The sequence below is a fragment of the Bacillus sp. Marseille-P3661 genome, assembly GCF_900240995.1.
Taxonomy (GTDB): domain Bacteria; phylum Bacillota; class Bacilli; order Bacillales; family Bacillaceae_J; genus OESV01.
Window position 1 is genome coordinate 2,027,229 of record NZ_LT965953.1, and the last position, 22,701, is coordinate 2,049,929.

Annotated in this window: 23 protein-coding genes and 1 rRNA gene; 2 read left to right on the forward strand and 22 right to left on the reverse strand. The window is 35.8% G+C overall.

The annotated features are described in order from the left end of the window. Positions 1–48 precede the first annotated feature (48 nt). The 7 genes from C1724_RS09380 to C1724_RS09410 form a co-directional block, all read right to left on the reverse strand. Positions 49–1,597, reverse strand: a 16S ribosomal RNA gene (locus tag C1724_RS09380). 618 nt (positions 1,598–2,215) lie between these two features. Then, positions 2,216–3,727: an acetyl-CoA hydrolase/transferase family protein gene (locus C1724_RS09385; protein WP_374703429.1), complete on the reverse strand. Its 1,512-nt coding sequence runs from the start codon at positions 3,725–3,727 to the stop codon at positions 2,216–2,218. A gap of 141 nt (positions 3,728–3,868) precedes the next feature. Next, positions 3,869–4,513: a LytTR family DNA-binding domain-containing protein gene (locus C1724_RS09390; RefSeq protein WP_102346789.1), complete on the reverse strand. Its 645-nt coding sequence runs from the start codon at positions 4,511–4,513 to the stop codon at positions 3,869–3,871. Between the two features lie 199 nt (positions 4,514–4,712). Next, the gene (locus tag C1724_RS09395) at positions 4,713–6,050 is read right to left on the reverse strand and encodes a PfkB family carbohydrate kinase (RefSeq protein WP_102346405.1); all 1,338 of its coding nucleotides are present in this window, start codon (positions 6,048–6,050) and stop codon (positions 4,713–4,715) included. A 27-nt stretch (positions 6,051–6,077) separates the two neighbouring features. After that, positions 6,078–6,413: a hypothetical protein gene (locus C1724_RS09400; RefSeq protein WP_102346406.1), complete on the reverse strand. Its 336-nt coding sequence runs from the start codon at positions 6,411–6,413 to the stop codon at positions 6,078–6,080. A 13-nt stretch (positions 6,414–6,426) separates the two neighbouring features. After that, entirely contained in the window at positions 6,427–6,831 is a 405-nt protein-coding gene (locus C1724_RS09405) for a hypothetical protein (RefSeq protein ID WP_102346407.1), read from the reverse strand. Positions 6,832–6,996: 165 nt separating this feature from the next. Beyond that, entirely contained in the window at positions 6,997–7,677 is a 681-nt protein-coding gene (locus C1724_RS09410; protein ID WP_102346408.1) for an NAD(P)H-binding protein, read from the reverse strand. Positions 7,678–7,899: 222 nt separating this feature from the next. Between C1724_RS09410 and C1724_RS09415 the strand changes: the two genes are divergently transcribed. Beyond that, the gene (locus tag C1724_RS09415; protein ID WP_102346409.1) at positions 7,900–8,244 is read left to right on the forward strand and encodes a DUF3889 domain-containing protein; all 345 of its coding nucleotides are present in this window, start codon (positions 7,900–7,902) and stop codon (positions 8,242–8,244) included. 91 nt (positions 8,245–8,335) lie between these two features. Here the strand turns inward: C1724_RS09415 and C1724_RS09420 are convergent, their stop codons facing one another. The 3 genes from C1724_RS09420 to C1724_RS09430 are packed head-to-tail and all read right to left on the reverse strand — an operon-like array spanning position 8,336 to position 10,848. Continuing rightward, positions 8,336–9,094 (reverse strand): SDR family oxidoreductase, encoded by a 759-nt coding sequence (locus C1724_RS09420; protein WP_102346410.1) that lies wholly within the window; start codon positions 9,092–9,094, stop codon positions 8,336–8,338. 16 nt (positions 9,095–9,110) lie between these two features. Continuing rightward, positions 9,111–10,130 (reverse strand): zinc-dependent alcohol dehydrogenase, encoded by a 1,020-nt coding sequence (locus C1724_RS09425; protein WP_258000329.1) that lies wholly within the window; start codon positions 10,128–10,130, stop codon positions 9,111–9,113. A gap of 46 nt (positions 10,131–10,176) precedes the next feature. Then, a complete protein-coding gene (locus C1724_RS09430) occupies positions 10,177–10,848 on the reverse strand; it encodes a GntR family transcriptional regulator (protein ID WP_102346411.1) in 672 nt (223 codons plus the stop codon). A gap of 207 nt (positions 10,849–11,055) precedes the next feature. On the opposite strand from C1724_RS09430, the gene C1724_RS09435 reads away from it, so the two are divergent. Beyond that, complete coding sequence (locus C1724_RS09435; RefSeq protein WP_102346412.1) at positions 11,056–11,370, forward strand: NIPSNAP family protein; 315 nt, start codon at positions 11,056–11,058, stop codon at positions 11,368–11,370. Between the two features lie 106 nt (positions 11,371–11,476). On the opposite strand, the gene C1724_RS09440 is transcribed toward C1724_RS09435, so the two are convergent. The 12 genes from C1724_RS09440 to C1724_RS09495 form a co-directional block, all read right to left on the reverse strand. Continuing rightward, positions 11,477–11,821: an ASCH domain-containing protein gene (locus tag C1724_RS09440; protein WP_102346413.1), complete on the reverse strand. Its 345-nt coding sequence runs from the start codon at positions 11,819–11,821 to the stop codon at positions 11,477–11,479. A 116-nt stretch (positions 11,822–11,937) separates the two neighbouring features. After that, positions 11,938–13,335: a hypothetical protein gene (locus tag C1724_RS09445; RefSeq protein ID WP_102346414.1), complete on the reverse strand. Its 1,398-nt coding sequence runs from the start codon at positions 13,333–13,335 to the stop codon at positions 11,938–11,940. A 212-nt stretch (positions 13,336–13,547) separates the two neighbouring features. Further along, on the reverse strand, positions 13,548–13,871 hold the full coding sequence (locus C1724_RS09450) for a hypothetical protein (RefSeq protein WP_102346415.1): 324 nt from the start codon (positions 13,869–13,871) through the stop codon (positions 13,548–13,550). Positions 13,872–13,922: 51 nt separating this feature from the next. Continuing rightward, entirely contained in the window at positions 13,923–14,363 is a 441-nt protein-coding gene (locus C1724_RS09455; protein ID WP_102346416.1) for a MarR family winged helix-turn-helix transcriptional regulator, read from the reverse strand. Between the two features lie 288 nt (positions 14,364–14,651). After that, complete coding sequence (locus tag C1724_RS09460) at positions 14,652–15,926, reverse strand: TRAP transporter large permease (protein WP_102346417.1); 1,275 nt, start codon at positions 15,924–15,926, stop codon at positions 14,652–14,654. 3 nt (positions 15,927–15,929) lie between these two features. Further along, a complete protein-coding gene (locus C1724_RS09465; protein ID WP_180994206.1) occupies positions 15,930–16,472 on the reverse strand; it encodes a TRAP transporter small permease in 543 nt (180 codons plus the stop codon). A 43-nt stretch (positions 16,473–16,515) separates the two neighbouring features. Continuing rightward, positions 16,516–17,544 carry a TRAP transporter substrate-binding protein gene (gene dctP / locus C1724_RS09470; protein WP_180994207.1) on the reverse strand — a complete coding sequence of 343 codons (1,029 nt, stop codon included), beginning with the start codon at positions 17,542–17,544 and terminating at the stop codon, positions 16,516–16,518. A 538-nt stretch (positions 17,545–18,082) separates the two neighbouring features. Further along, positions 18,083–19,246, reverse strand: a complete 1,164-nt coding sequence (locus C1724_RS09475) for a DMT family transporter (protein WP_102346420.1) — start codon at positions 19,244–19,246, stop codon at positions 18,083–18,085. 58 nt (positions 19,247–19,304) lie between these two features. Next, entirely contained in the window at positions 19,305–20,354 is a 1,050-nt protein-coding gene (locus C1724_RS09480) for an XdhC family protein (protein WP_102346421.1), read from the reverse strand. A 27-nt stretch (positions 20,355–20,381) separates the two neighbouring features. Further along, complete coding sequence (locus tag C1724_RS09485) at positions 20,382–20,837, reverse strand: CoxG family protein (RefSeq protein ID WP_102346422.1); 456 nt, start codon at positions 20,835–20,837, stop codon at positions 20,382–20,384. Between the two features lie 13 nt (positions 20,838–20,850). After that, positions 20,851–21,648 (reverse strand): alpha/beta fold hydrolase, encoded by a 798-nt coding sequence (locus C1724_RS09490; protein ID WP_102346423.1) that lies wholly within the window; start codon positions 21,646–21,648, stop codon positions 20,851–20,853. A 17-nt stretch (positions 21,649–21,665) separates the two neighbouring features. Beyond that, positions 21,666–22,700 carry an amidohydrolase family protein gene (locus C1724_RS09495; protein ID WP_102346424.1) on the reverse strand — a complete coding sequence of 345 codons (1,035 nt, stop codon included), beginning with the start codon at positions 22,698–22,700 and terminating at the stop codon, positions 21,666–21,668. Position 22,701 lies beyond the last annotated feature (1 nt).

Below are 22,701 nucleotides of genomic sequence, written 5' to 3' on the forward strand. Positions count from 1 at the left end.
TCAAAACTAAACAAAATGTCTAAGCGCGTCTTCGTAATTCTTCCTTAGAAAGGAGGTGATCCAGCCGCACCTTCCGATACGGCTACCTTGTTACGACTTCACCCCAATCATCTGTCCCACCTTAGGCGGCTGGCTCCAAAAGGTTACCCCACCGACTTCGGGTGTTACAAACTCTCGTGGTGTGACGGGCGGTGTGTACAAGGCCCGGGAACGTATTCACCGCGGCATGCTGATCCGCGATTACTAGCGATTCCAGCTTCATGTAGGCGAGTTGCAGCCTACAATCCGAACTGAGAATGGCTTTATGGGATTGGCTCAACCTCGCGGTCTCGCAACCCTTTGTACCATCCATTGTAGCACGTGTGTAGCCCAGGTCATAAGGGGCATGATGATTTGACGTCATCCCCACCTTCCTCCGGTTTGTCACCGGCAGTCTCCTTAGAGTGCCCAACTGAATGCTGGCAACTAAGGACAAGGGTTGCGCTCGTTGCGGGACTTAACCCAACATCTCACGACACGAGCTGACGACAACCATGCACCACCTGTCACTCTGTCCCCCGAAGGGGAACCTTCTATCTCTAGAAGTAGCAGAGGATGTCAAGACCTGGTAAGGTTCTTCGCGTTGCTTCGAATTAAACCACATGCTCCACCGCTTGTGCGGGCCCCCGTCAATTCCTTTGAGTTTCAGTCTTGCGACCGTACTCCCCAGGCGGAGTGCTTAATGCGTTAGCTGCAGCACTGAAGGGCGGAAACCCTCCAACACTTAGCACTCATCGTTTACGGCGTGGACTACCAGGGTATCTAATCCTGTTCGCTCCCCACGCTTTCGCGCCTCAGCGTCAGTTACAGACCAGAGAGTCGCCTTCGCCACTGGTGTTCCTCCACATCTCTACGCATTTCACCGCTACACGTGGAATTCCACTCTCCTCTTCTGCACTCAAGTTTCCCAGTTTCCAATGACCCTCCCCGGTTGAGCCGGGGGCTTTCACATCAGACTTAAGAAACCGCCTGCGCGCGCTTTACGCCCAATAATTCCGGACAACGCTTGCCACCTACGTATTACCGCGGCTGCTGGCACGTAGTTAGCCGTGGCTTTCTGGTTAGGTACCGTCAAGGTACCAGCAGTTAACTGGTACGTGTTCTTCCCTAACAACAGAGCTTTACGACCCGAAGGCCTTCATCGCTCACGCGGCGTTGCTCCGTCAGACTTTCGTCCATTGCGGAAGATTCCCTACTGCTGCCTCCCGTAGGAGTCTGGGCCGTGTCTCAGTCCCAGTGTGGCCGATCACCCTCTCAGGTCGGCTACGCATCGTCGCCTTGGTGAGCCGTTACCTCACCAACTAGCTAATGCGCCGCGGGCCCATCTGTAAGTGATAGCCGAAACCATCTTTTATTCTTAAACCATGTGGTTCAAGAGATTATCCGGTATTAGCTCCGGTTTCCCGAAGTTATCCCAGTCTTACAGGCAGGTTGCCCACGTGTTACTCACCCGTCCGCCGCTGAATCAGAGGAGCAAGCTCCTCGTCATCCGCTCGACTTGCATGTATTAGGCACGCCGCCAGCGTTCGTCCTGAGCCAGGATCAAACTCTCCGAAAANTACAGGCAGGTTGCCCACGTGTTACTCACCCGTCCGCCGCTGAATCAGAGGAGCAAGCTCCTCGTCATCCGCTCGACTTGCATGTATTAGGCACGCCGCCAGCGTTCGTCCTGAGCCAGGATCAAACTCTCCGAAAAGGGTTTGATTGCTCAAACTAATATACTGACTTGGTTGTTGAACTATAGTTCAACTTGTTTTGCACGCTTGACATTTTGTTTAGTTTTCAAAGAACATCATTTTCTCATTCGCTTGTTGCAGCGACAAGAATTAGTATATCACATCAACTTCGTGGAAGTCAATACTTTTTTCGCTAATGAAATGAATTCAATAAGCACTTGAAAAAGTGACATTTGTAATGTTAACACAGGTGAAATATCAAGTCAACTTTTTCATTTAGATTAATACCTAAATCAAAATTTAGGGTCATTTTCCCTCTATAATACTCCGGGACATCATCATACTATTTTCCAAATGACAGCACAACGGTAATTTTTAACTAAGATTGCATTTACACAAGGAAAACGATAATTAACTTTTTACATAAAAAACTTCCAATTCGAAGCGTTGTTCTTCTACTACGGAAGTTTTAGAGTTTCATAATATATTATTTGTTCAAATTAAACTTCTTGTACAACTTTATCTAGCATAGTTCCACTTTTAGCATAATTTGCATGCCACGAGAATGCCTTTTCTAGCACATGAGGTGTTTGACCACCTCTTTCAACTGCTTCATTATAGTATTCGCGCAATTGATCACGATACATAGGATGAGCACAGTTTTCAATAATAAGCTCTACTCGTTCCCGCGGTGCTAATCCTCGCAAATCTGCATATCCTTGTTCTGTAACAATAACATCGACATCATGTTCAGTATGGTCTGTATGAGATACAAACGGTACAATACTTGAAATATTACCGCCCTTCGCGATTGACTTTGTAACAAATATCGCAAGGCGTGCGTTTCTTGCAAAATCACCAGAACCACCAATACCATTCATCATATGCGTCCCAGAAACATGCGTAGAATTCACATTACCGTATATATCAAGCTCCAAAGCAGTGTTTATCGAAATAAGTCCCATTCTCCTTATTAGTTCTGGATGGTTTGAAATTTCTTGCGGTCTTAAAAGTAGACGATCACGATATTGTTCAAAATTAGTATATACTTTTTCCATCTTTTCTGCCGATAGCGTTATTGAACAACAAGATGCAAATCGCACTTTTCCAGCATCTAGCAGATCAAAAACTGCATCCTGCAAAACTTCTGAATAAACTTCTAAATCTTCAAATTCTGAATCGAGTAACCCATGCAGCACAGCGTTCGCTATTGAACCAATACCTGATTGTAACGGTGCTAACTTATTCGTTAAACGTCCTACTTTAACCTCTTCGCGTAAAAATTGAATTAAATGCTGCGCCATCATTACTGTTTCATCATCAGGATCAACTATTGTCGATGGTGAATCTGGTTGATTAGTAAATACAATTCCTTTTATCTTATCAACATCTACAGGTATTCCTAAAGTCCCAATGCGATCATCTGGTTTTACTAACGGAATTGGAGAGCGCTCACCTTGTCTACCTGGATCAAACAGGTCATGAACACCCTCTAATGAAGATGGTTGAGCTGTATTAATTTCAACAATAATTTCTTTTGCGTGTAATGCGAACGCCATTGAATTGCCTATTGAGGTTGTCGGAATAATCATGCCATCCCCAGTAATGGAAACCGCTTCCAAAATTGCAAAATCAATTGGTTCCATTACATTTGCTCTTACCAACTCTGCAGTGTGTGACAAATGGTGATCTACAAAATAAAAATCACCTTGATTTATCTTTTTTCTCATTGTTGAGTCCGCTTGAAATGGTAGTCGTTTGTTAATAATACCCTTTTCCGCAAATATTTTATCTATGTCAGATCCTAACGATGCACCGGTAAATACGTTCACTTTGAACGATTCATCATCAGCACGCTTTGCTAACGCATGTGGAACTGCCTTTACATCTCCTGCTCTTGTAAAACCACTCAAACCCAATGTCATACCATCTTTTATCCAAGATGCTGCTTTTTCTGGCGAAACCACACGGTCGTGAAGACGTGGATCTCGAATACGCTTTATAATATCCACTATAATCTAACTCCCTTCTACCCTATAGAATATAATTTTAAAGGAATACTGTATTTCCTATAAAAAAAACGGTTAGAATTATAGAAAAATCAGATAAAGCAGAATATTTGAGTTTCAAACAGCACAATCTGGCAAATTCCGTCAAAATCCTAGCAATTTTCTAAAATAGCTTGAATATGATTGACTAACGGGAATCCGAGCTCCATTATCCATAAGCAATTGAAAAGTGGAATGCGAATCAGGGAATATCTCTTTAATATGATTAACGTTAACAATAAAAGAGCGATGGCATCTAATAAAAGATTCTTGCGGTAAATTATAATCAAACTCACTTAAAGAATCTTTATGAGTTCCTTCGCAATCTTGCATACAAACATATGTCTTACGATTTTTAGCTTCAATATATATTACTTTAGAGAAAGGTATAGGAATCCAACCATCATTAACTTTAACGGTAACCACTGATTTACCACTGGTAAGAGTAGGAAATACAGCTGTAACACAACCCCTCATTTGACCTCCAAATATAAACGGTACGGCCATACCATAATAAGGAACACCATAAACATCCCGATTAATAAATTCGGATACTTTATGTTTAGTTGTGAGTGCCTTATATGTAATCGTTCCTTCCTTGATTGGATCGCCTTCCTTGATTTTAAGGTCAATCCTTTTACTCGGACGGTAATAAATATATTGATTTGTATTGGACACTGCAATAGATGTTTCATCTGAAAACAATTCCGCAATCACATCAATCAAAGTATGTAATGTCAACTTATCCATATCCATCCTTTACCACCCAACCCATAAGTTAAAAACTTCAAAATTAAATGCTTTTTTTATTCTACCACATTACTTAACTACTAAAATATGAAAACAACAATTTTATTAATATATTTTTCCAACTTAAATCTGAAGAGGACTTTATTACTTCAGGCATAATAAAAGCCGCAATAACATTGCAGCTTTTCATGTTCGAAATTTAATTTCTAAATGACTTCTTATGGAACTTTTCAATATATTTAAAAAGTTTCTCTCCATTTGTAGAAAGTGTTGAGTCTCCACATAACTTTATATACATTGCTTGATATGGTTCAGGAACTACCTTGTAATAATGGATGTAGTTCGTCAATTTGAATCCGCATTTTTCCCAAAACTTTACTCGTCCGCTACATTCCTGTGTACGATCATTTTCAATCTCGATAATAATACTGTCCATCTGTTTTTCAGTTAAAGCCCAATTTTTTATGTAATCTACAAGTTTTTTACCAATCCCTTTGTTACGTGTCGATTTTGCAACAGTAAGATAATCAATTATTAATGTTTGTCCATTGCGAGTTTCACCGGTTAGAGCCATCCCAGCAATAATAGAACCTTGCATTGCAATGTGTAAGGTACAAATATTCTTATTAAACATATTTATAATAATATGTAGGGGCTTTGCTCCATGTCCAAAAGCTTCTTTATAAATAAAAGAAACTTTTTTCCAAAAATTTTCATCCCAATAATCCAAGCTTATTATCTCTATGTCCCAATGATTTACACTCTTATTGATTTGTTCCAGTTTTGGTAGTCCACTTATAACACCTTTTGACGAAACAGTTAATCCTCTTGAAATATTCGCAATGCTACCTATTTCCCTCAGATCCTCAATCAATAATTCATGTATATCGCGTTTACACTCATGTAAAATATATAATAGCCCAGAAACATATGCATCCTCTGCATTAGTTGTATCCACTACTTCAGCTTTCATCCCATCCAATTTTACTAAGTTATCTTTATAACAAATGATACTCCCTTCAGCACCAAGCGTAATTGCTGCTACAGTAATATTTTTATAAAGTAAACGAAATTTGTTTATAGAAGTGATTAAGTCCTCTTCCCTACTGTCTAATAAGAAAAACAATTCCTCACCAGATATTTTGAGAATATCGATTTCGGGCAGCACACTATGTATTGTCTTTCTAGCTGTGTCATGGGAAGGCCATAAAGATAAGCGTAATTTAGGATCATATGAAATGAGCATTTTATTTTGCTTGGCTAATTGAATAGCTTTATATGTTACTGACTTTGATGGTTCATCCATTAGTGAAATTGAACCAAAGTGAAAAATTTTACACTCCTTAAATATTTCTCCTTTTAAATCGCTCTCACTCAAAAATTTATTTCGGATAGTATGAACAGAAAGTCCTAGCCGTGCTAAACCAACTGCAACATTTGCAGGAGCACCACCAGGACTTTTTTGATAAATAATATTGTTGTCTGTTGGAATATAATCAAAAAGCGTTTCTCCTAAGCAGATAACACCTGTTTTCAATAAGATTCGCTCCTATGACATGAAGTATTATTTCTCTTGGATATAACCAATCACTTCTTTTGACCTTTCGTCGATAATTATTGTCGGAGCAAATCCACTTGGAAATGTAACCCAAAGAAGTTCTGTACCAACGAATGATGAATCGGATAATTCTGCATCTTTGGCAGCTTTTTCAGATAATACTCTCTTCTCAACAATTGCACTTTGCCAAGAACTTGAAACTAACCTCTCCCACCCTTGTTTTTCTACATATTGCCATGCCAGTTGCCTTATTTCTGTGTATTGGTCACTTGTTTCATCTAATGAGCTACAACCAACGAACAGTATAACCATACTACAAATAATAAATAATACGTTCTTCAAAATGAACACTCCCTCATTTCATATCCCATTTCTTAATTAAATATGTAATAAATAATATTGCTAACAAACCCTCAATAACAAGTAGATAAGGTGGTAACGGATAAGATGGCTTAAAATGCAGAAACATATGAATTTGATGGAATGAATCACTGATTTTTAAAATTGAAATCAAATCGGGCAGCATCCCTAAAAACGCCGCAATAATAAGTACCCCATCCTTTTGTTTCCAGCCCATTAGCAATATAAATAAAATGATCGGCACCCCGATTATTAAATTCCCATTAATATTCAAATCATAATGATGAATACAATCTAATCCAAAGTGCGATCCAAATGCTAACGGTAAGCCAATGGCTTTTTTGTGGCTTGTTACCTTATATACCGTAGCACCAGCTAACATATGTGTTGCTGCAAGCATTATATTACGTTCCTTTCTTGTAACGAAAATAAAATAGGTCTGTTGATATATTTAGTATCAAACACCTTTTATTTAATAACATACATTACAATACATCAATAACTATATCTCATACAATATAAAAATTCGAATATAGAGCGAGCGCTCCTCAAAAAACTTAATTACTTAGTCAGTTATTTGTTTACTAACCTGTAGGACTTCATGAGATTCATATATAAATGTACCCTTAACTCCCCTTTGCCCTACAACATACATTGCTGCCGCAACATCTTTAGCTCGTATTGGCCTGAACTTTTGAAGGGGACCTACCATCCATAAACTGTATAAAGGTGATAATAATATTGATAATTTTTCAACAAAGCGAAATTCAGTTCGTTCCCCTAATAAAAGTGAAGGCCGAAAAATATGCAAAGAAGGTAATTTCTCTTTCATAAGTCGTTCTTCAACCTCACCTTTAACACGATTATAAAAAATTTTAGATTTTGCATCTGCACCTAGTGCTGAAATAATTAAGAATTTTTGAACCTCACTTTTTTTCGCTAATTCTGCTATCTTGACAGGATATTCATAATCAACTCTTTTAAAAGTTTCTTGTGAACCCGCTTTTTTGATTGTAGTTCCAAGACAACAAAAGACATCATTTACATCTATATATTCAATATAATCTTCTATCTGGTCAAAATGAATAACGATTTGTTTTAGCTTTGGATGTGTTATTTCAAGACGTGTACGAACAAAAACATTTATTACTTCATATTCCGGGGAATTTAACAAGTAATTCAATAGCTGTGAACCAACTAATCCACTTGCACCAACTAGCAATGCCTTTTTCTTTTCATTAATCATTCTGATCTCCTTTAATGTATCTGAAGTCTAATTACTACCACATACTCAATCATATAACAACACAAGTATAAGATAAAAAACAAATAAATCCATTTATTAGCGAAAGTGGCAGTAATACCTGATTCCTTTTAGTATAAGGTAGTTCAGGTCGGCAACCCTACTAACTATAGTAATATCTTGTTGACTATTCGCTTATACTTTAAGCGAAAAAAGGAGCACCAAATGAGAAAAACAATAGGATGTTTATTTTTATATACACTTTTAATTTTTAGTAGTATACAACCATTCTACACTGCACCTACAATACATCATGTTCTAGCTGACAACGTACCACAGTACGCTAAGTGGGGAAGAATCGCAATGCAAAAAACGAAAGAACAGTACCCACATGCTGAAATCGTCGATTATTTGCATCTTGGTAGAGAAAGTGACACAACAACTATCACGGAAAAATTTAAACTATGGTTAATAGAAAGCGATAAAGAGTTCGGAGTGATAATTAACATCAAATTTGATAATAAAACTGAGCAGATCCAAGAAATTGAATTCATTGAGGTCTCAAATTGATAGTACCTTCAAACAAAAAGCGGTATGGGAGCGTAGACCCCCATACCGCTTTTTTATATAACAATATCGTTTTCCCTCATTCGAATGCCATTTAACGTCCCAACCAACCGCCATCTACCGCTAGCAAATGTCCATGAATATAGTTAGAGGCCTGGGATGCTAAGAAAATTGCTGTCCCAGCAAAATCTTCTGGCTCTCCCCACCGACCTGCAGGAATTCGATCAAGTATTTGTTTATTTCGATTATTATCATTTATTAAGGCTGTGTTCATATCAGTTGCGATATAGCCTGGAACAATTGCATTCACATTTACATTGTGCTGTGCCCACTCATTCGACAGGGCTTTCGTAAGTTGGGCTACACCACCTTTTGATGCTGCATAAGCAGGAACCGTGATTCCACCTTGATATGAAAGTAATGAAGCTACATTAATAATTTTTCCGCTTTTTTGAGGAACCATATATCTTCCAGCTTGTTGGCATAAAATCCATACTGTTTTCAAATTTACATTGATCACATCGTCCCAATCCTGTTCTGAAAAATCTACTGCAGGCGAGCGCCGTTGAATACCTGCACAATTTACTAAAATATCAATTTTCCCAAACGCACTTACAACAGCTGGGATCGCGTCTTTTACTTGTTTTTCATCATCTAAATTACAAGGTATAATTTCACATTTCCGTCCAAAACTTTCAATTTCCTCTTTAACATCTAACTGTTCTAAATTTCTTTGTAATAATGCAATATCCGCTCCAGACTCAGCTAAAGCAACCGCCATTGCTCGTCCTATACCTCTTGTAGCACCCGTTAAGGCAGCAATTTGGCCTGTTAAATTAAATAGTTGTGTCATTTTAAGAACCCCTTTTTTATGGATGAAATAATATTTTTAAGGACTCATCTGGATTTTCCATTAATTTGAATCCTTTACTAATTTCTTCGAGTGGCAGATCATGAGAGATTAACGGCTCGACATTCAATTGTTTTGAAGCCATCATTTTAATCGCTGTCACAAAATCATTTCTGCTATAACAGCGGGTCGTTACTATGGATAGTTCCTTAAAGTGCATTTTTGCAAGATCAATTTCTGGAGCCTTTTTATATACACTTACAACAACAATTTGACCTTGTATGCGTGCAATTTCCGTCATTTGTTGGGCTGTTATTTGCGTTCCTGCAGCCTCAAACACGACATCAGCCCCAACACCATTTGTTAAATCAAGTATTTCTTTTGTTACGTCAACTTCTTTTGCATCCAATACCGTTAATCCCAATTCCTTAGCAATACCTAATCTATGCGGGCTTACATCGGAGATAATCACCTGGCTCGCACCAGCTAGCTTAGCTACTAATCCAACTAGTAATCCAATCGGTCCCGCTCCAATAATGGCTATATTATCACCCACTTTTACATTTGATCGGCGAACAGTATGTACCGCAACCGCGACAGGTTCGGTTAAAGCCGCGGTGGCTAAAGACAGATCGCTTGGTACAAGATGAAGACGGTGCAATGGAACCGCAACATATTCCGAGAATCCTCCATGTACATCAATCCCAATTAGACGCAACATCTTACAAACGTGATTTTGTCCTACTGAGCAAGCCTCACATGATCCACAACTGAGCGTAGGTTCAATTACAACGGGATCTCCAATCTTAAATAATGACTCGCCTTTAATCTCTTCTATTACTCCAGAAAATTCGTGCCCAGCTGCTAATGGAGCTTTCGCTCGTGGATGTTTTCCAGAATAAATCATCATATCCGTTCCACAGATTCCTGCATATGCTACTTTGATTAAAGCCTCATCACACTTTAACTTTGGCTTTTGAATTTCACCTAAGGCAAAATTTTTAGGTGAAAGATATAGTCCCGCTTTCATTCCTGTCATTTATATGTTCCCCCAGTATAATCTAATTCCATGTAAGTGTTCTCAACTACATTAGTAAATTACGAATTGAGTTGTACGCATCGGAAAAATGATAATGGATTATTTTCTCTATTTGTATTGGATCCATTGTCTTTAAGGCATCAATTATACGCTGATGACTTTCGATTAAAACATGCGTATCATCTAATTCAAGTTTTAAACGTTTTTCTGTTGTTATAAGGACAACCGCATAAACAACAAACTTAATACTATCCCATAAATGCTTAATTCTATTATGATCAATGCTTAGAATTATGGTTTCATGAAATAAATAATCCAATTGCGAAACTTCTTCATGATTTTTGTATTTTAAGGCAATTAACAGTTTTTCTATGATGTTTTCAAGTTTCAATATAAATGATTCATCATAGTTTTCAGCGTGACGTTTTAAAGCAAATGATTCAATAAGTGATCGTACCTCGTATAACTCAATCAAATCTTTTGGCTGTAATCCTAAAACAACTGCACCCATTCGTTCTAAACGTATCAACCCTTCATTCGATAGAACTTTAAGCGCATCTCTAACCGGTGATCTACTTGTTTCAAATTCACGTGCAATTTGATTTTCAGATATTTTAGTTCCAGGTACACTAACACCACTAACAATTCTTAACCTTAGTACATACGAAATTTTTTCTCCAAGAGTTTCCCACTGTTGGGTGGTATGGTTCAAATGCATAACATTCCCCTTTGTCCTTATTCATTCCTATCAAGAACGCTAGTATACTTGTCGACAACTTTATTGTTATCTAAAATATTAATCTTTTAATCAAATAGAGTCAACAATGTTTTCCATAGAGTACAATTTCATTTAAATTACCAAGTTTCCCTATTATTATTTTCTGCTATAATATATTGGGAATTTTATAAAAGGAGACCGATACGTATGTATTTTGAAATGCGAACTTACACAATAAAACTCGGAAAAACACAAGAATATTTACAACTCTTTGAGGAAGTGGCCCTCCCGATAATATCTAAATACTCAACATTAGTAGGTTATTGGTATACCGACATCGGGGATCTAAATCAAGTCATACATATTTGGAAATATGAAAGTTTAGATGACCGTGCCATAAAAAGGAGAGCTTTATATAGTGATCCTGAGTGGATAGAAAAGGTTTTACCCGCTGCAGGTCCTTTATTAGAAAAACAAGAAAACAAAATTATGTATGCTGCAAACTTTTCACCAATTAAATAATTTAATACAAAAGACCAAATCTAGGATTTGGTCTTTTGTAAATACTATTATCCTTAAGCCCTCTTTTATTCAATTTATGTACAAAGAATTTCCTCGAGCCTAATTATCATAACGCGCGAAATTCATGAACCCAAACTCTCATTTGTGGCAACCAAGGCATTCCTGGGTGCATAGATAAAATTGATTGCTTATATTCCTCTACATTCGCATAGCCTTCTTGGCGAGCATGGTCATCAGTTAATTCACCTAATGATTGGGAGTAAACTTTTTCAATAATAAATTGTTTCCCTTCTAATGTCATGATCTCACCAACATCTGCATATCTTCCATTTCGGCGTGTCGCTGTTTTTTCTCCAGCTAATACTTTATTAATATCATCCTGCATCGTAATTAATCGATCAATTTCACACGTCTTAGGCGGTAAAACGGATGAGTTATTTTGTTCTGTCATTTAAATTCCTCCTTTTAAGTACTATGTTTGTAGTAAACAAAAAGTCACTTTCATTATACTATCATTATTAAGCTAAACATACATAGAAAAACTTGAACAAGCATACCTCCTTTATGTTATCCAAAATACAGTTGTAAAATTATTGATAAAAATGCAGTTACAATAAATATTAATACCGCAAACACTAGATTATGCTTCACTACATTTATAGGTATGTCATCTAGTGTAACGGCAACAATATTAGCATTCATTGTAAAAGGACTAGATGCGGAGCCTGCAAGCACTCCTCCTAATATGGCTAATGATAACCATTCTGGCGCTACATTCATTAATTCCAAGCTTAATGTTTGCGTTACTAAAACGACAACTAGTTGTGGGATAATACCGGTCAAACATATAATAAATACTATAAAACCTATAAGCAAGAGTATGTATGGTCCAATCGACCGACTTATTAGTTGTACCATATTATTAATGACACCACTAATATCTGATTGTTCGATAACATTTATAAATACTGATATAGCAATAAATAGTGCAACCTGAGAATAAATTTTTGGTACAGTTTCATTTAACCGAGTTTTCAATATAAAGAAAAACTCCCTCCCTCTCTTTAAACAAAGGGACCAAATAATCGAATATGGAAAAATAACCATTACAACTGCATCTAGAATTGAATAAGAAAGCCATTGACCTATACATAAAGTGATAACCACAAAGATTAAAATGTTTAAAAGAAAATAGATTAAGCTACGTATTTCAGCTTTTGATAGTAGTTCTTGCTGTTTTACTATTTCAACTTGAAATTGCTCATTGACTACTCCCCTAAAACGAAGGTAACTAGTTGCCGTATCAATTAGTAAGAAAACTAATGAAATAGCAAAAGTCAGAGATAATACTACAGAAGCCTTTGCTCCTGTACCTGCAATTACGATCGCAGGAGCTGTTGCAACAGGTGTCCAAAATAACGTCATAATATATGGCCTTACAAAAGTCATCGCTTGAAATTTAGTAACAATTGATTGTGGGAGTTCTTTTAAAAAATTTGCTAACGATGTCTGTATGGTTGGAATGGCTGAAACTGACATCACAGAACATAAAATGAAAGAAACAAAGGAAAATGTCATATACATACTTCTAAACGAAGTTACTTTATATTTAAAAAAGAGGTAGATCTTTTTAGGATACTCGCCTAGTACAACAGGAATAGCAAATACCGAGGAATACGCCACAAGGACTAATATATTTGTCATTCCAGAAAAATAATGTATAGCATTCCATGTAAATAACTGATGACTATATATTACGAAATAGGAAAAAGCTAATGCTAGACTAATAATCACCTTATAAAATAATTGATTACCAGGTAAAGAGATTAGTAGCGCTAATAAACTACAAATACCCAAAATTAATTCAGCATGTTTTATAGGTATGTACAAATGAAAGATATATACAAAAAAGAGCAAGTTAAAAATAATTGCCCTTGATTGAAATAATAACTTTAACCAGTTCATTCAAAATCACAATCCTCATCCACTAAGTAATAACTAAGCATATATGGGTCGATTGAATATGACAAAATTTTATATCGATATACCTTTGATTATATTGTTAATTTTTACAATATTCCACCATTTGTTTTCTTTTTTCTAAATTTCTACAATATAATAAAACTCCCAGTACCTTAATAAGTACTAGGAGCTAATTAATTTATTAGATACATATATTAAGAAGCGGACGTAGAAATAAACCTTTCAATTCCTTCATATCCTCTATCTTTTGAAGTTTTAATCATTAGTTTATATGCTACCTTGAAAAACTCTTCACCATCAGGAGTAACCTTAGCTTTCCACTCATTAAATTTACCAGTAACTGTGATAAAGCCTTTTTTGTGCAGCGCATGTATACTTCGAATATCTTGTTGTTTTTCAATTTGAATTCTATAGATTATACTATTCTGATCGATCATTCGTTTCAACATGAGAACTTGAGCTAATGTTACATTATATTTATTACCTTTAAAGTAAATATCTACACTGAAGTTTTTCAAGGAACAACCTCCCTAATTTAATCCAAATGTTAACTTTATCACGTAGTATATTTAGTTTTTGTTAGAATTGCCTACTAAACATTTATTGAAAATATCTCTTAAACTTTGAACCTCATCATCTGAAAGCATCCCAAACATCTTATCCATTTGTTGCTCTATTTGTGCTCGAGCTTTTTTCAAAATCGACTCACCAAGTTCAGTTATCTCAAGTATAAAAACTCTTCTATCACGATTGTTTTGCGTTTTTCGAATAAACTGATCTTTAATAAGTTTATTAGTTAAAACAGTAACTCCACCTGTTGTTATCTGTAATTGTTCAGCTATACTTGATGGGCGTTTTGGCCCTTCGGCCAGTAATATTTCTAGAATTAAGATATGAGATCGAGAAAGACCAACCTCGTTATGGTGGTTCCATTCGTTTGCCCATTTTCGTTCAAGAGCAATAAACGTTTCATATAACGAGCGAATATTTTCGTTTCTTTTATTGTGCATAGTTGTTCTCCTATTAAAACAATCTAATGACTTTTTAATGTAAGAATTAATAAGATATAAATTATTTTACTTAATATATCTTACCAGTAAGATATAAATAAATAAAGTGATTGTTATTTCTGACTATTCAATAACCTTAAATTGGTATTTTTTTGCCCACTCAATTACTTTATTTCTCAAAATACTAAATAATAAAAAACAGCTATCCTAGGATAGCTGTTTTTTATTCATGTTTATTTTGGCAAAAGCATTTGCTTTTGTAACTATACTTACATTTTCCGATCTTAGTTAATTAAATAAACCCGGTAGCCATTGTGTTGTGGCAGGAATATAGGTAATAATGAATAATACAAACACCGCTACGCATATAAACGGAATTAATGTTCGCGCTAGTTTTTCCATTTTTATTTCACCAATCGAGGATGCTATAAACAGCGCTGTTCCTACAGGCGGAGTTATTAATCCTATCGTCAAATTAATACATATAATAATACCAAAATGAACAGGGTCAATACCAAAATTCACAGCGGCAGGCAACAAAACTGGTGTTAGTATAATCAGTGCTGCTATTCCTTCCATAACCATGCCAATAAAGAAAAAAAGTACATTTAATAATAACAGGAATACAATAGGGCTTTCTGTCATTGAAATTAAAAAATCTCCAATTGTTTGTGGAATTCTTTCGTGAGTAAGCACCCAACCGAAGATATATGCCATAGCGATCATAAAGGTAACAATGGCTGAGTTGATTGCTGTTTTTTCCAGCATTTCAGGTATTTTTTTCCACTCCAGTTCGCGGTAAAAAAACTTCCCTACAATCAGTGCTATTAACGCTGCCACCGCTGATGATTCCGTCGCTGTAAATGCACCTGACAAAATACCTACCAAAATAATAGTAGGAACCAATAGTGCCGGAATAACTGCCAAAAAGGAACTCACTACTTGCTTAAAATTTGATTTATCAGATTTAGGCAATTCCTCCTTCAGTGCTAAGAAATAGATAAGTAATCCAAATCCGATTGCAAGTAAGATACCAGGAATTATTCCTCCAAGGAACATAGCAGAAACGGATGTTTCAGCAACAACAGCATATAGGATAAAAGTAAGACTTGGGGGGATAATTGGACCCATAAGGGCAGATGATACGGTCACAGCACCACTGAAATCTCGTTTATACCCTTCCTTCTCCATTGCAGGTATCATAACTTTACTCATCATGGCAGTCTGCGCATTAGCAGATCCTAGGATTGAGGCTAAAAACATATTAGCAAGTACATTTACATACGCTAGCCCTCCTCGAAAATGACCAAGTATTACTTTAGAAAAATCAATTAATCTTTTTGTAATCCCTCCCGAATTCATTAGCTCACCTACAAAAACAAACATTGGGATAGCAAGTAAGCTGTAATTTAGAAGTCCTGAAAACATACGCTGCGGAGTTGAATTAAACATTATACTTTGGTTATCTAATAATAAATAAATAATTGTTGTACCACCTAATATATAAGCAATTGGTACCCCTAATAAAAGAAGTGCTATAAAACCCAATGGTATAACAGCCATCTCTTACCTCCTTCTAATAATTTTTCGAATATTATCCAAACTAAATATTGTTGTCAGTAACATCGTAAAAGGAAAAATTAGATATGGAATCCACATCGGAATACCAGAAGCAGCTGCCTTGTTACTATAGACATCGGGAGAAGTCACCCACATGATTCCATATACTAGCATCAGTATGGAAAACAACAAAATAATGAGCTGTGTGAATATTTGCGCTGCCCATACCTTTCCACCCAATCGATCGATTAAAAATGTGACAGCCACCATATCATTTCTCCTTACACTTAAACTAGCACCTAAAAAAGTAGCCCACGCTAGCAAAAACATTGATACTTCATCAGCAAAAACAATTGGTGCATTAAAGATATAGCGGGCAGATACTCCTAGAATTAGGACGAGGCAAAGTGCCCCGACACTAATTCTACATAATAATCCGGTAATACGCTCCAGCTGATTTGTAACAATGTCTAAAACATTATTCACATCTAGATCTACCGTTTTTTCACTACTTATAGTATTAACTCTTGCTTTATTAGTTTCACTCAAATGGAAACCTCCCTTTCCATATGGTATATCTAATCGAATAATGTTATGGGCGAAGTTCTTTTGCCTTTTCGATAAAGGCTTTAATTAATTCGTCCTCTTGTGCATACTTGTCATAAAACTTTTCAGCAACTTGATTTAAATCATCCATATTTTCTATTTCAAAAACTTTCCCACCATTTGCCTTAAAAGTCTCAAATCCCTGTTCATCTTCTTTCTTTGCTATATCGTAATTGTACTCTGTTGCAACATCGAAAGATTCTTGAATAATTTTTTGATCTTCTGCAGATAAACTATCCCATACCTTTTGACTCACAAACCCTACTCCATTAAACATAACATGATTAGTCTTTATTAAATCTTGAGCAATCTCATCAAGTTTATTAGATGTAATGACTACAGACCCTGTATCTACACCATCAATAACACCAGTTTGTAATGATGGATATACTTCGTGTAGTGAAAGCGGTGTTGGGGCTGCCCCTATAGTTTCATACCAATCTATATTTATCGGACTCGGCGTTACTCTTATTTTCTTTCCTTTGAATTCGTTAAAATCAGTTATCTGTGCATCTTTCATTAAGACATGACGCGGTTCAACAATAGCATATCCGAGAGTATGTACTCCCTCGTCAGCACTTATAGTATCTAAAATTCCTTGTCCTTCATCTGAATATGCTAATTCTTTTGCATGATCGATATCCTTAATAAGATATGGCAAAGCCCATGCATTAAAAGCATTTGATCTATTGCTCATTTCAGCTGTAGTTACCCATGCCATCTCAAGAGAGCCAGCCTTCATCTGTTGCATCATATCGGCCTCTCCTCCGAGAGAACCATTGGTGAAGATTTCCAAAGAAAAACGTCCGTTTGAACGAGCGGTTAACTCTTCTTCAAACTTTTTCATAGATCTAGTCCAAACAAAATCTTCACCTGCAACGTGTGTAATTTTAAAAACTCGTTTCTCATTATTTGAACTATCTTGGCTTGCAGCCTCTTGGCCGGAACCGCATCCACTAAAAAGAAAGGCCGCGCAAATCAAAACTACTAACAATGAAAATCCTTTTTTCTTCATCATTTATCCCCCAATTTTTTAAAAAATTTTAATTTATTTGCTGATTACTATCACTACTAATGTTAGTTAAATTAATATAGAAAGTTGAATTCAGTATTATCGCAATCAAGTAAAGCGGTTACATTTCCATCCACCTCATTTCTAGTTTTTTAATTAGCAATCAGAAGGATTTTAGATGACGTAATTTTCTATACTTTCTGAAAATATAATAGCATTGATAAAAAATAATTTCAACTATATAGTGAATAATATTTTCAAAATTAGCTAATTATTCGCATTTAACGGCAGATTATGTTTGTGTTTGAAATTTTGTTTCAAAAATAGTCTCAAAATAAAAGTTAAAGTTTTAAAAGAGGAATGATTCTTAATCATTAAGTCCTGATTATTTCAGTAGAAACGCATAGTAGTTTCAACCCCTAAACTTTATGAAAAATTTAAGAGTCATTGCAGTAGAAAATGATATATGAGATCCCCTCACCAACGGCTGGAAGTGGGATCTCATTCATATGATTTATTGAATATAGAATCAAACAATTTACTATGAATACATCGCTATGATTATTGTTCCAATCATAACAGTAAAGGAGGTGATCCATATTTGAATTGTAATGGTCTCCAACGCCTTTTTGAAGATTAATGAGCTTAATAAAACAGTTAATAATGGCTCAATTGCTACAATCACACTCACATATGAAACTTGTGTATAGGCAACACCTAAAAAGAAAAATAGTGCACCTAAGCTCGTAAGGAAACCAGCTACAAGATAATTACGATTTATATTCTTTGAAAATATTACCTTCATTTGTGAAGATAGTTGCCCATTTTTATACTCATATACACTTATGAAAATCAGCGAAGTTATTGCCCCTACCCATGCACCAAAAAAGGCATTATCTAGAATGAGGAGCCCCTGTTTTCTTACCCCTTGACCAATTCCGAAAGATAAAGCAGATAAAACTAAAAATAAAAAACCAAGTCGTGTTTGCTTTGAATCAAGTTGTGAAACAGATGATTCACTTAATCTAAAATCCTTATAACCTTGATAATAAATGCCACCAATAACTAACATAATCCCTATCAAAGCAAAAAGACCTAATGTTTCCCCTAAGACAATTACTCCGAACAATATGCTGAAAATAGGCGATCCATTTTTAATAATGGATGCCCGCGACGGACCAACTTGTTTGATACCTTTAAAAGATAGGAATCTACCAAAACCAGTTGTTAATAGTCCTGCCATAACAAAGACAAATAGAGCGGTCCAAGAAAATGTAAAGGAAAAACCATTGAAAAGAAGACTAATTAAAAATACCAATCCTAAAATAATAAAATTGCTAATAACCGAAATAAAGTATCCACTATTATCCTGACTTGTTGACATCCCCTTTTTTACAAATAGGTTACTACATNTAAAGGAAAAACCATTGAAAAGAAGACTAATTAAAAATACCAATCCTAAAATAATAAAATTGCTAATAACCGAAATAAAGTATCCACTATTATCCTGACTTGTTGACATCCCCTTTTTTACAAATAGGTTACTACATGCAAATGATAAAGCACTTAAAAAAGAGAATAATATCCCCAATAGTAAAACACCACCCTTCATAACATTGTTATAAATTAACAATAGAATTACCAATATCCTTATTGTTCTACTTTTATTAACAAAAGGAAAACCAAGGAAATTATCCCTTGGCATCCACTAATTCTAAATCAATAAAAAGCACTATGCTTAAGAAAAAGCAATTGATATAAACCTATACCAATAGCTTTCCCTTACTGCTTTTAACTGAAACTTTTGCATTCTTCATTTGAATTAATTCTGCAGCTATACTAATGCCTATTTCCTCTGCACCTTCAGCATTTATTTCTAAACCAACCGGAGAACTAATCCAAGTAGGAACATTCTCGTTAGCTAGCAATCTTTGAGTTCTTTTCTTCGGTCCCAAAATCCCCAAATAATATGGAGGATCATTAATAAAGTGTCTTAAAATATTCCGATCCCAATTGAAATTATGTGTCATAATAAGGACATAACTATTCTCTGGAACTTTGTTATGTTTAAGGTAGGAATCTGGATGATCAATAATTAAGGAATTTGCTTTAGGGAAGTTTGATTTATTACAATAGTCACTTCTAGGATCGATAATATTGATGACAAAGTCGAGCTTACTTGCAACGTTTACAATAGGTTCTACATCCGGACCTGCACCAAAGATATAGAGGTTTTCCTTAGGCTCGATTTTTTCTATTATCACTTCACCATAAAGTCGATCTTTACATAGCATTACATCTCCCTGCTGTATACCATTGAATTCATGTAAGTACTTTTTTAGATGATCGTCTACTGCATTACCATAATACTTACCTGTAGTTATATTTAACCCCATTACTATATTAAAATGTTCATCCAATACCTTTATAAGGAGCAGACTATCACCGTTCTTTAATTGTTCCTCCATTTCTACCAAATATAAATTGAAGTTACTTTGAACGCACTCTAGATAGATCGTCACTGCACCATTACAACCTGCACTTTGTCCCCAAGTCAAATCATCTTCGGAGCTCAAATCATAGGTGAGTACCTTAGAACCTTGGGATTGGATAACTTCTAATGCGTGGTGGGATAAATCTTCCTCTAAACACCCAGCACTAATCGTACCAAATCGTTCACCATTTTCACTAAATAACATTTTGGCGCCTTCATGACGGTATGCTGATCCTTTAATATGAATGATTGTAGCTAATGCATATCTATTGGTAGGATTACTATTTATAATATTCAGGTAATTTAAGATACTTCTCATATTCTATCAACCTCCGTCAACGAGAATTTAACTAGCCTTACTTTGGGCAACTTTAACTTCCTTTGCTATTGCTTTAAAGAATTGACCTAAGATCATTTTGGCAACACCTGTCAACATCCTTTGACCAACTCCAGCAATTAGTCCAGATACTGTACCTTCTCCATTATATTCAACAACCGTGCCATCAGCAGTATCAACAAAGATTAAATGTGCAGTAGCATCTACAATGCCCGCTGCACCTTCCGCTTTAATTTTTAATGTCATGCGTTCAGGTTCTTGTTTTTCACTTAAGACTATCTCACCATCATAATGTCCCTTAATAGCTGCAACTCCCATCTCTAACGAAGCCTTATAAAAACCTTCTTCTACCTCTATAAGTTCCTTACAACCAGGAGTGGCTTTTTTTAACGTTTCAGTCTCATTCATAACTTCCCAAACTATTTCTCGTGAAGCTTGAAAATCTGCTTTTCCTTGTAGTTTCATAAGTAATTCCTCCCTATACTAAGTTTAAAAAACCGGTAATAAATTTATTGAATACCACGGGATTATCAACATTTGACAAGTGCATCCCATTTGGAACCGTCAACAAAAGTGCATTTGGTATCTGTTGCTGTATGGTTCGGGATAATTCTATGGGAGTTTTAAAATCTTCCTCGCCAATTAGAACTAATACTGGTACATTAATTTGACTTAGCTGCTCCTCATTGTTAGTTGAAAAACAAGCTCTAACTGACTCATAATAGTCATCAATATCCATATTGATTATTGCATCATTTAAATCTTGACGTATATCATTTGCTGTAGGTGAATTTGATAAAGTGTTATCCAAATATGTGGCCCCATATTGTTTCATCCCTTGTTCCTTTGCCACACCACCTGTAAGCTTTATTTTTGTTTCAACCTGAGCTGGATCTATCTTCGCAAATGTATCGGCAAGGATAAGAGCAGCTACATATTGGGGGTATTTTATTGAAAAACCTATAGCTTGAACACCTCCCATAGAAATTCCACAAATGACAACTTTTTTAAGCGAAAGAGTCTCACATAAGATTTTTATGTCCTCTATCCATATTTCTTCACTAATCCCTGTATTTGCAGTTGAGATTCCATGTCCTCTTGCATCAATTGTAACAACTCTAGGCGCAACATCTCTTAATGCTTCAATTTGGTATTTCCATAGTCTATGATCTACACCAAGACTGTGTAAAAGAATAATAGCATCAAAGCTTTCATTTTCTTTATTACCTTCAAATACTTCGTAATAAATCTGCTCACCGTTACATTCTGCTATCATTTTAACCCTCCTGCATGTTAAACTGTTTCTTTAATTTCGATATTAAAGAGCTTTATTGCGTTCTCATATAATAGTGCCTGTTTGGTTGAGTCACTTAATTGCAATTCTTTCGCTTCAATTACATTTCTCGGTCTAGGATCGCGAATTGGGAATGGATCATCTGAACCTAACATGATTTTATCTTCATCTACCATACTCATTAAGAACTTTAAAGCTTGAGGTTCAAACACTACTGTATCAAAATATAATTTTTTAAATCCTTCTGTCGGGTTATAAATATTTTCTTCTTTCAGTGCCATAAATTCATAATTTCTTTGTAATCGACCTAAAATAAAAGGTAATGTACCACCACCATGTGAAACGACCAACTTTAGCCCTGGGAATCTTTGAGGTATACCAGAATAAAGTATTCTTGATAAAGCTACTGTCGTTTCATTAGGTCTAGCAACTGTATTTACCATTCCTAATGGTTTTGTTCTTGGATCTTCACCTGCAAAAACAGGATGTAGAAAGATTGGAACCTCAAGTTGAGAGGCTTTTTCCCAAAAAGGATCTAATGATGGGTGATCAAGATCAAGTGGCTCCTGCCCCTCTCCTAGGTCAATCCAACTGCCAATCATTGCTCCAAGATGTCCTTCCTTTATTGATTTCTCTAATTCTACTGCAGCCAGCTCTCCATCTTGTAGCGGCACTGTTGCAAGAGGTAAAAACAAATTCTCTCCTTCTTTATCAAGAGCCTCAATAAGAACTTCATTTAAAAACCGACTCCATTCGGCACCTTGATTTGGACTTAGATTATAGCCAAATATATCTAGCCACCCAGCATTTATTTGTAAATCAATATTATTTTCTCGTAATGAATTCTTTCTGTTCGTTAAATTCATTAAATTAGGATGGACAGGCCTAGTCCATTTCCCGTCACCAACTTTAAATCGTACAGTTCCTTCTGGAATATCTTCAACTTGAACAAATGGAAAACGACTTTGATTTTCTTTCACCTTACTAACTAATAGTTCTGGTAAATAATGCGCATGGATATCAATTGCTTTCATT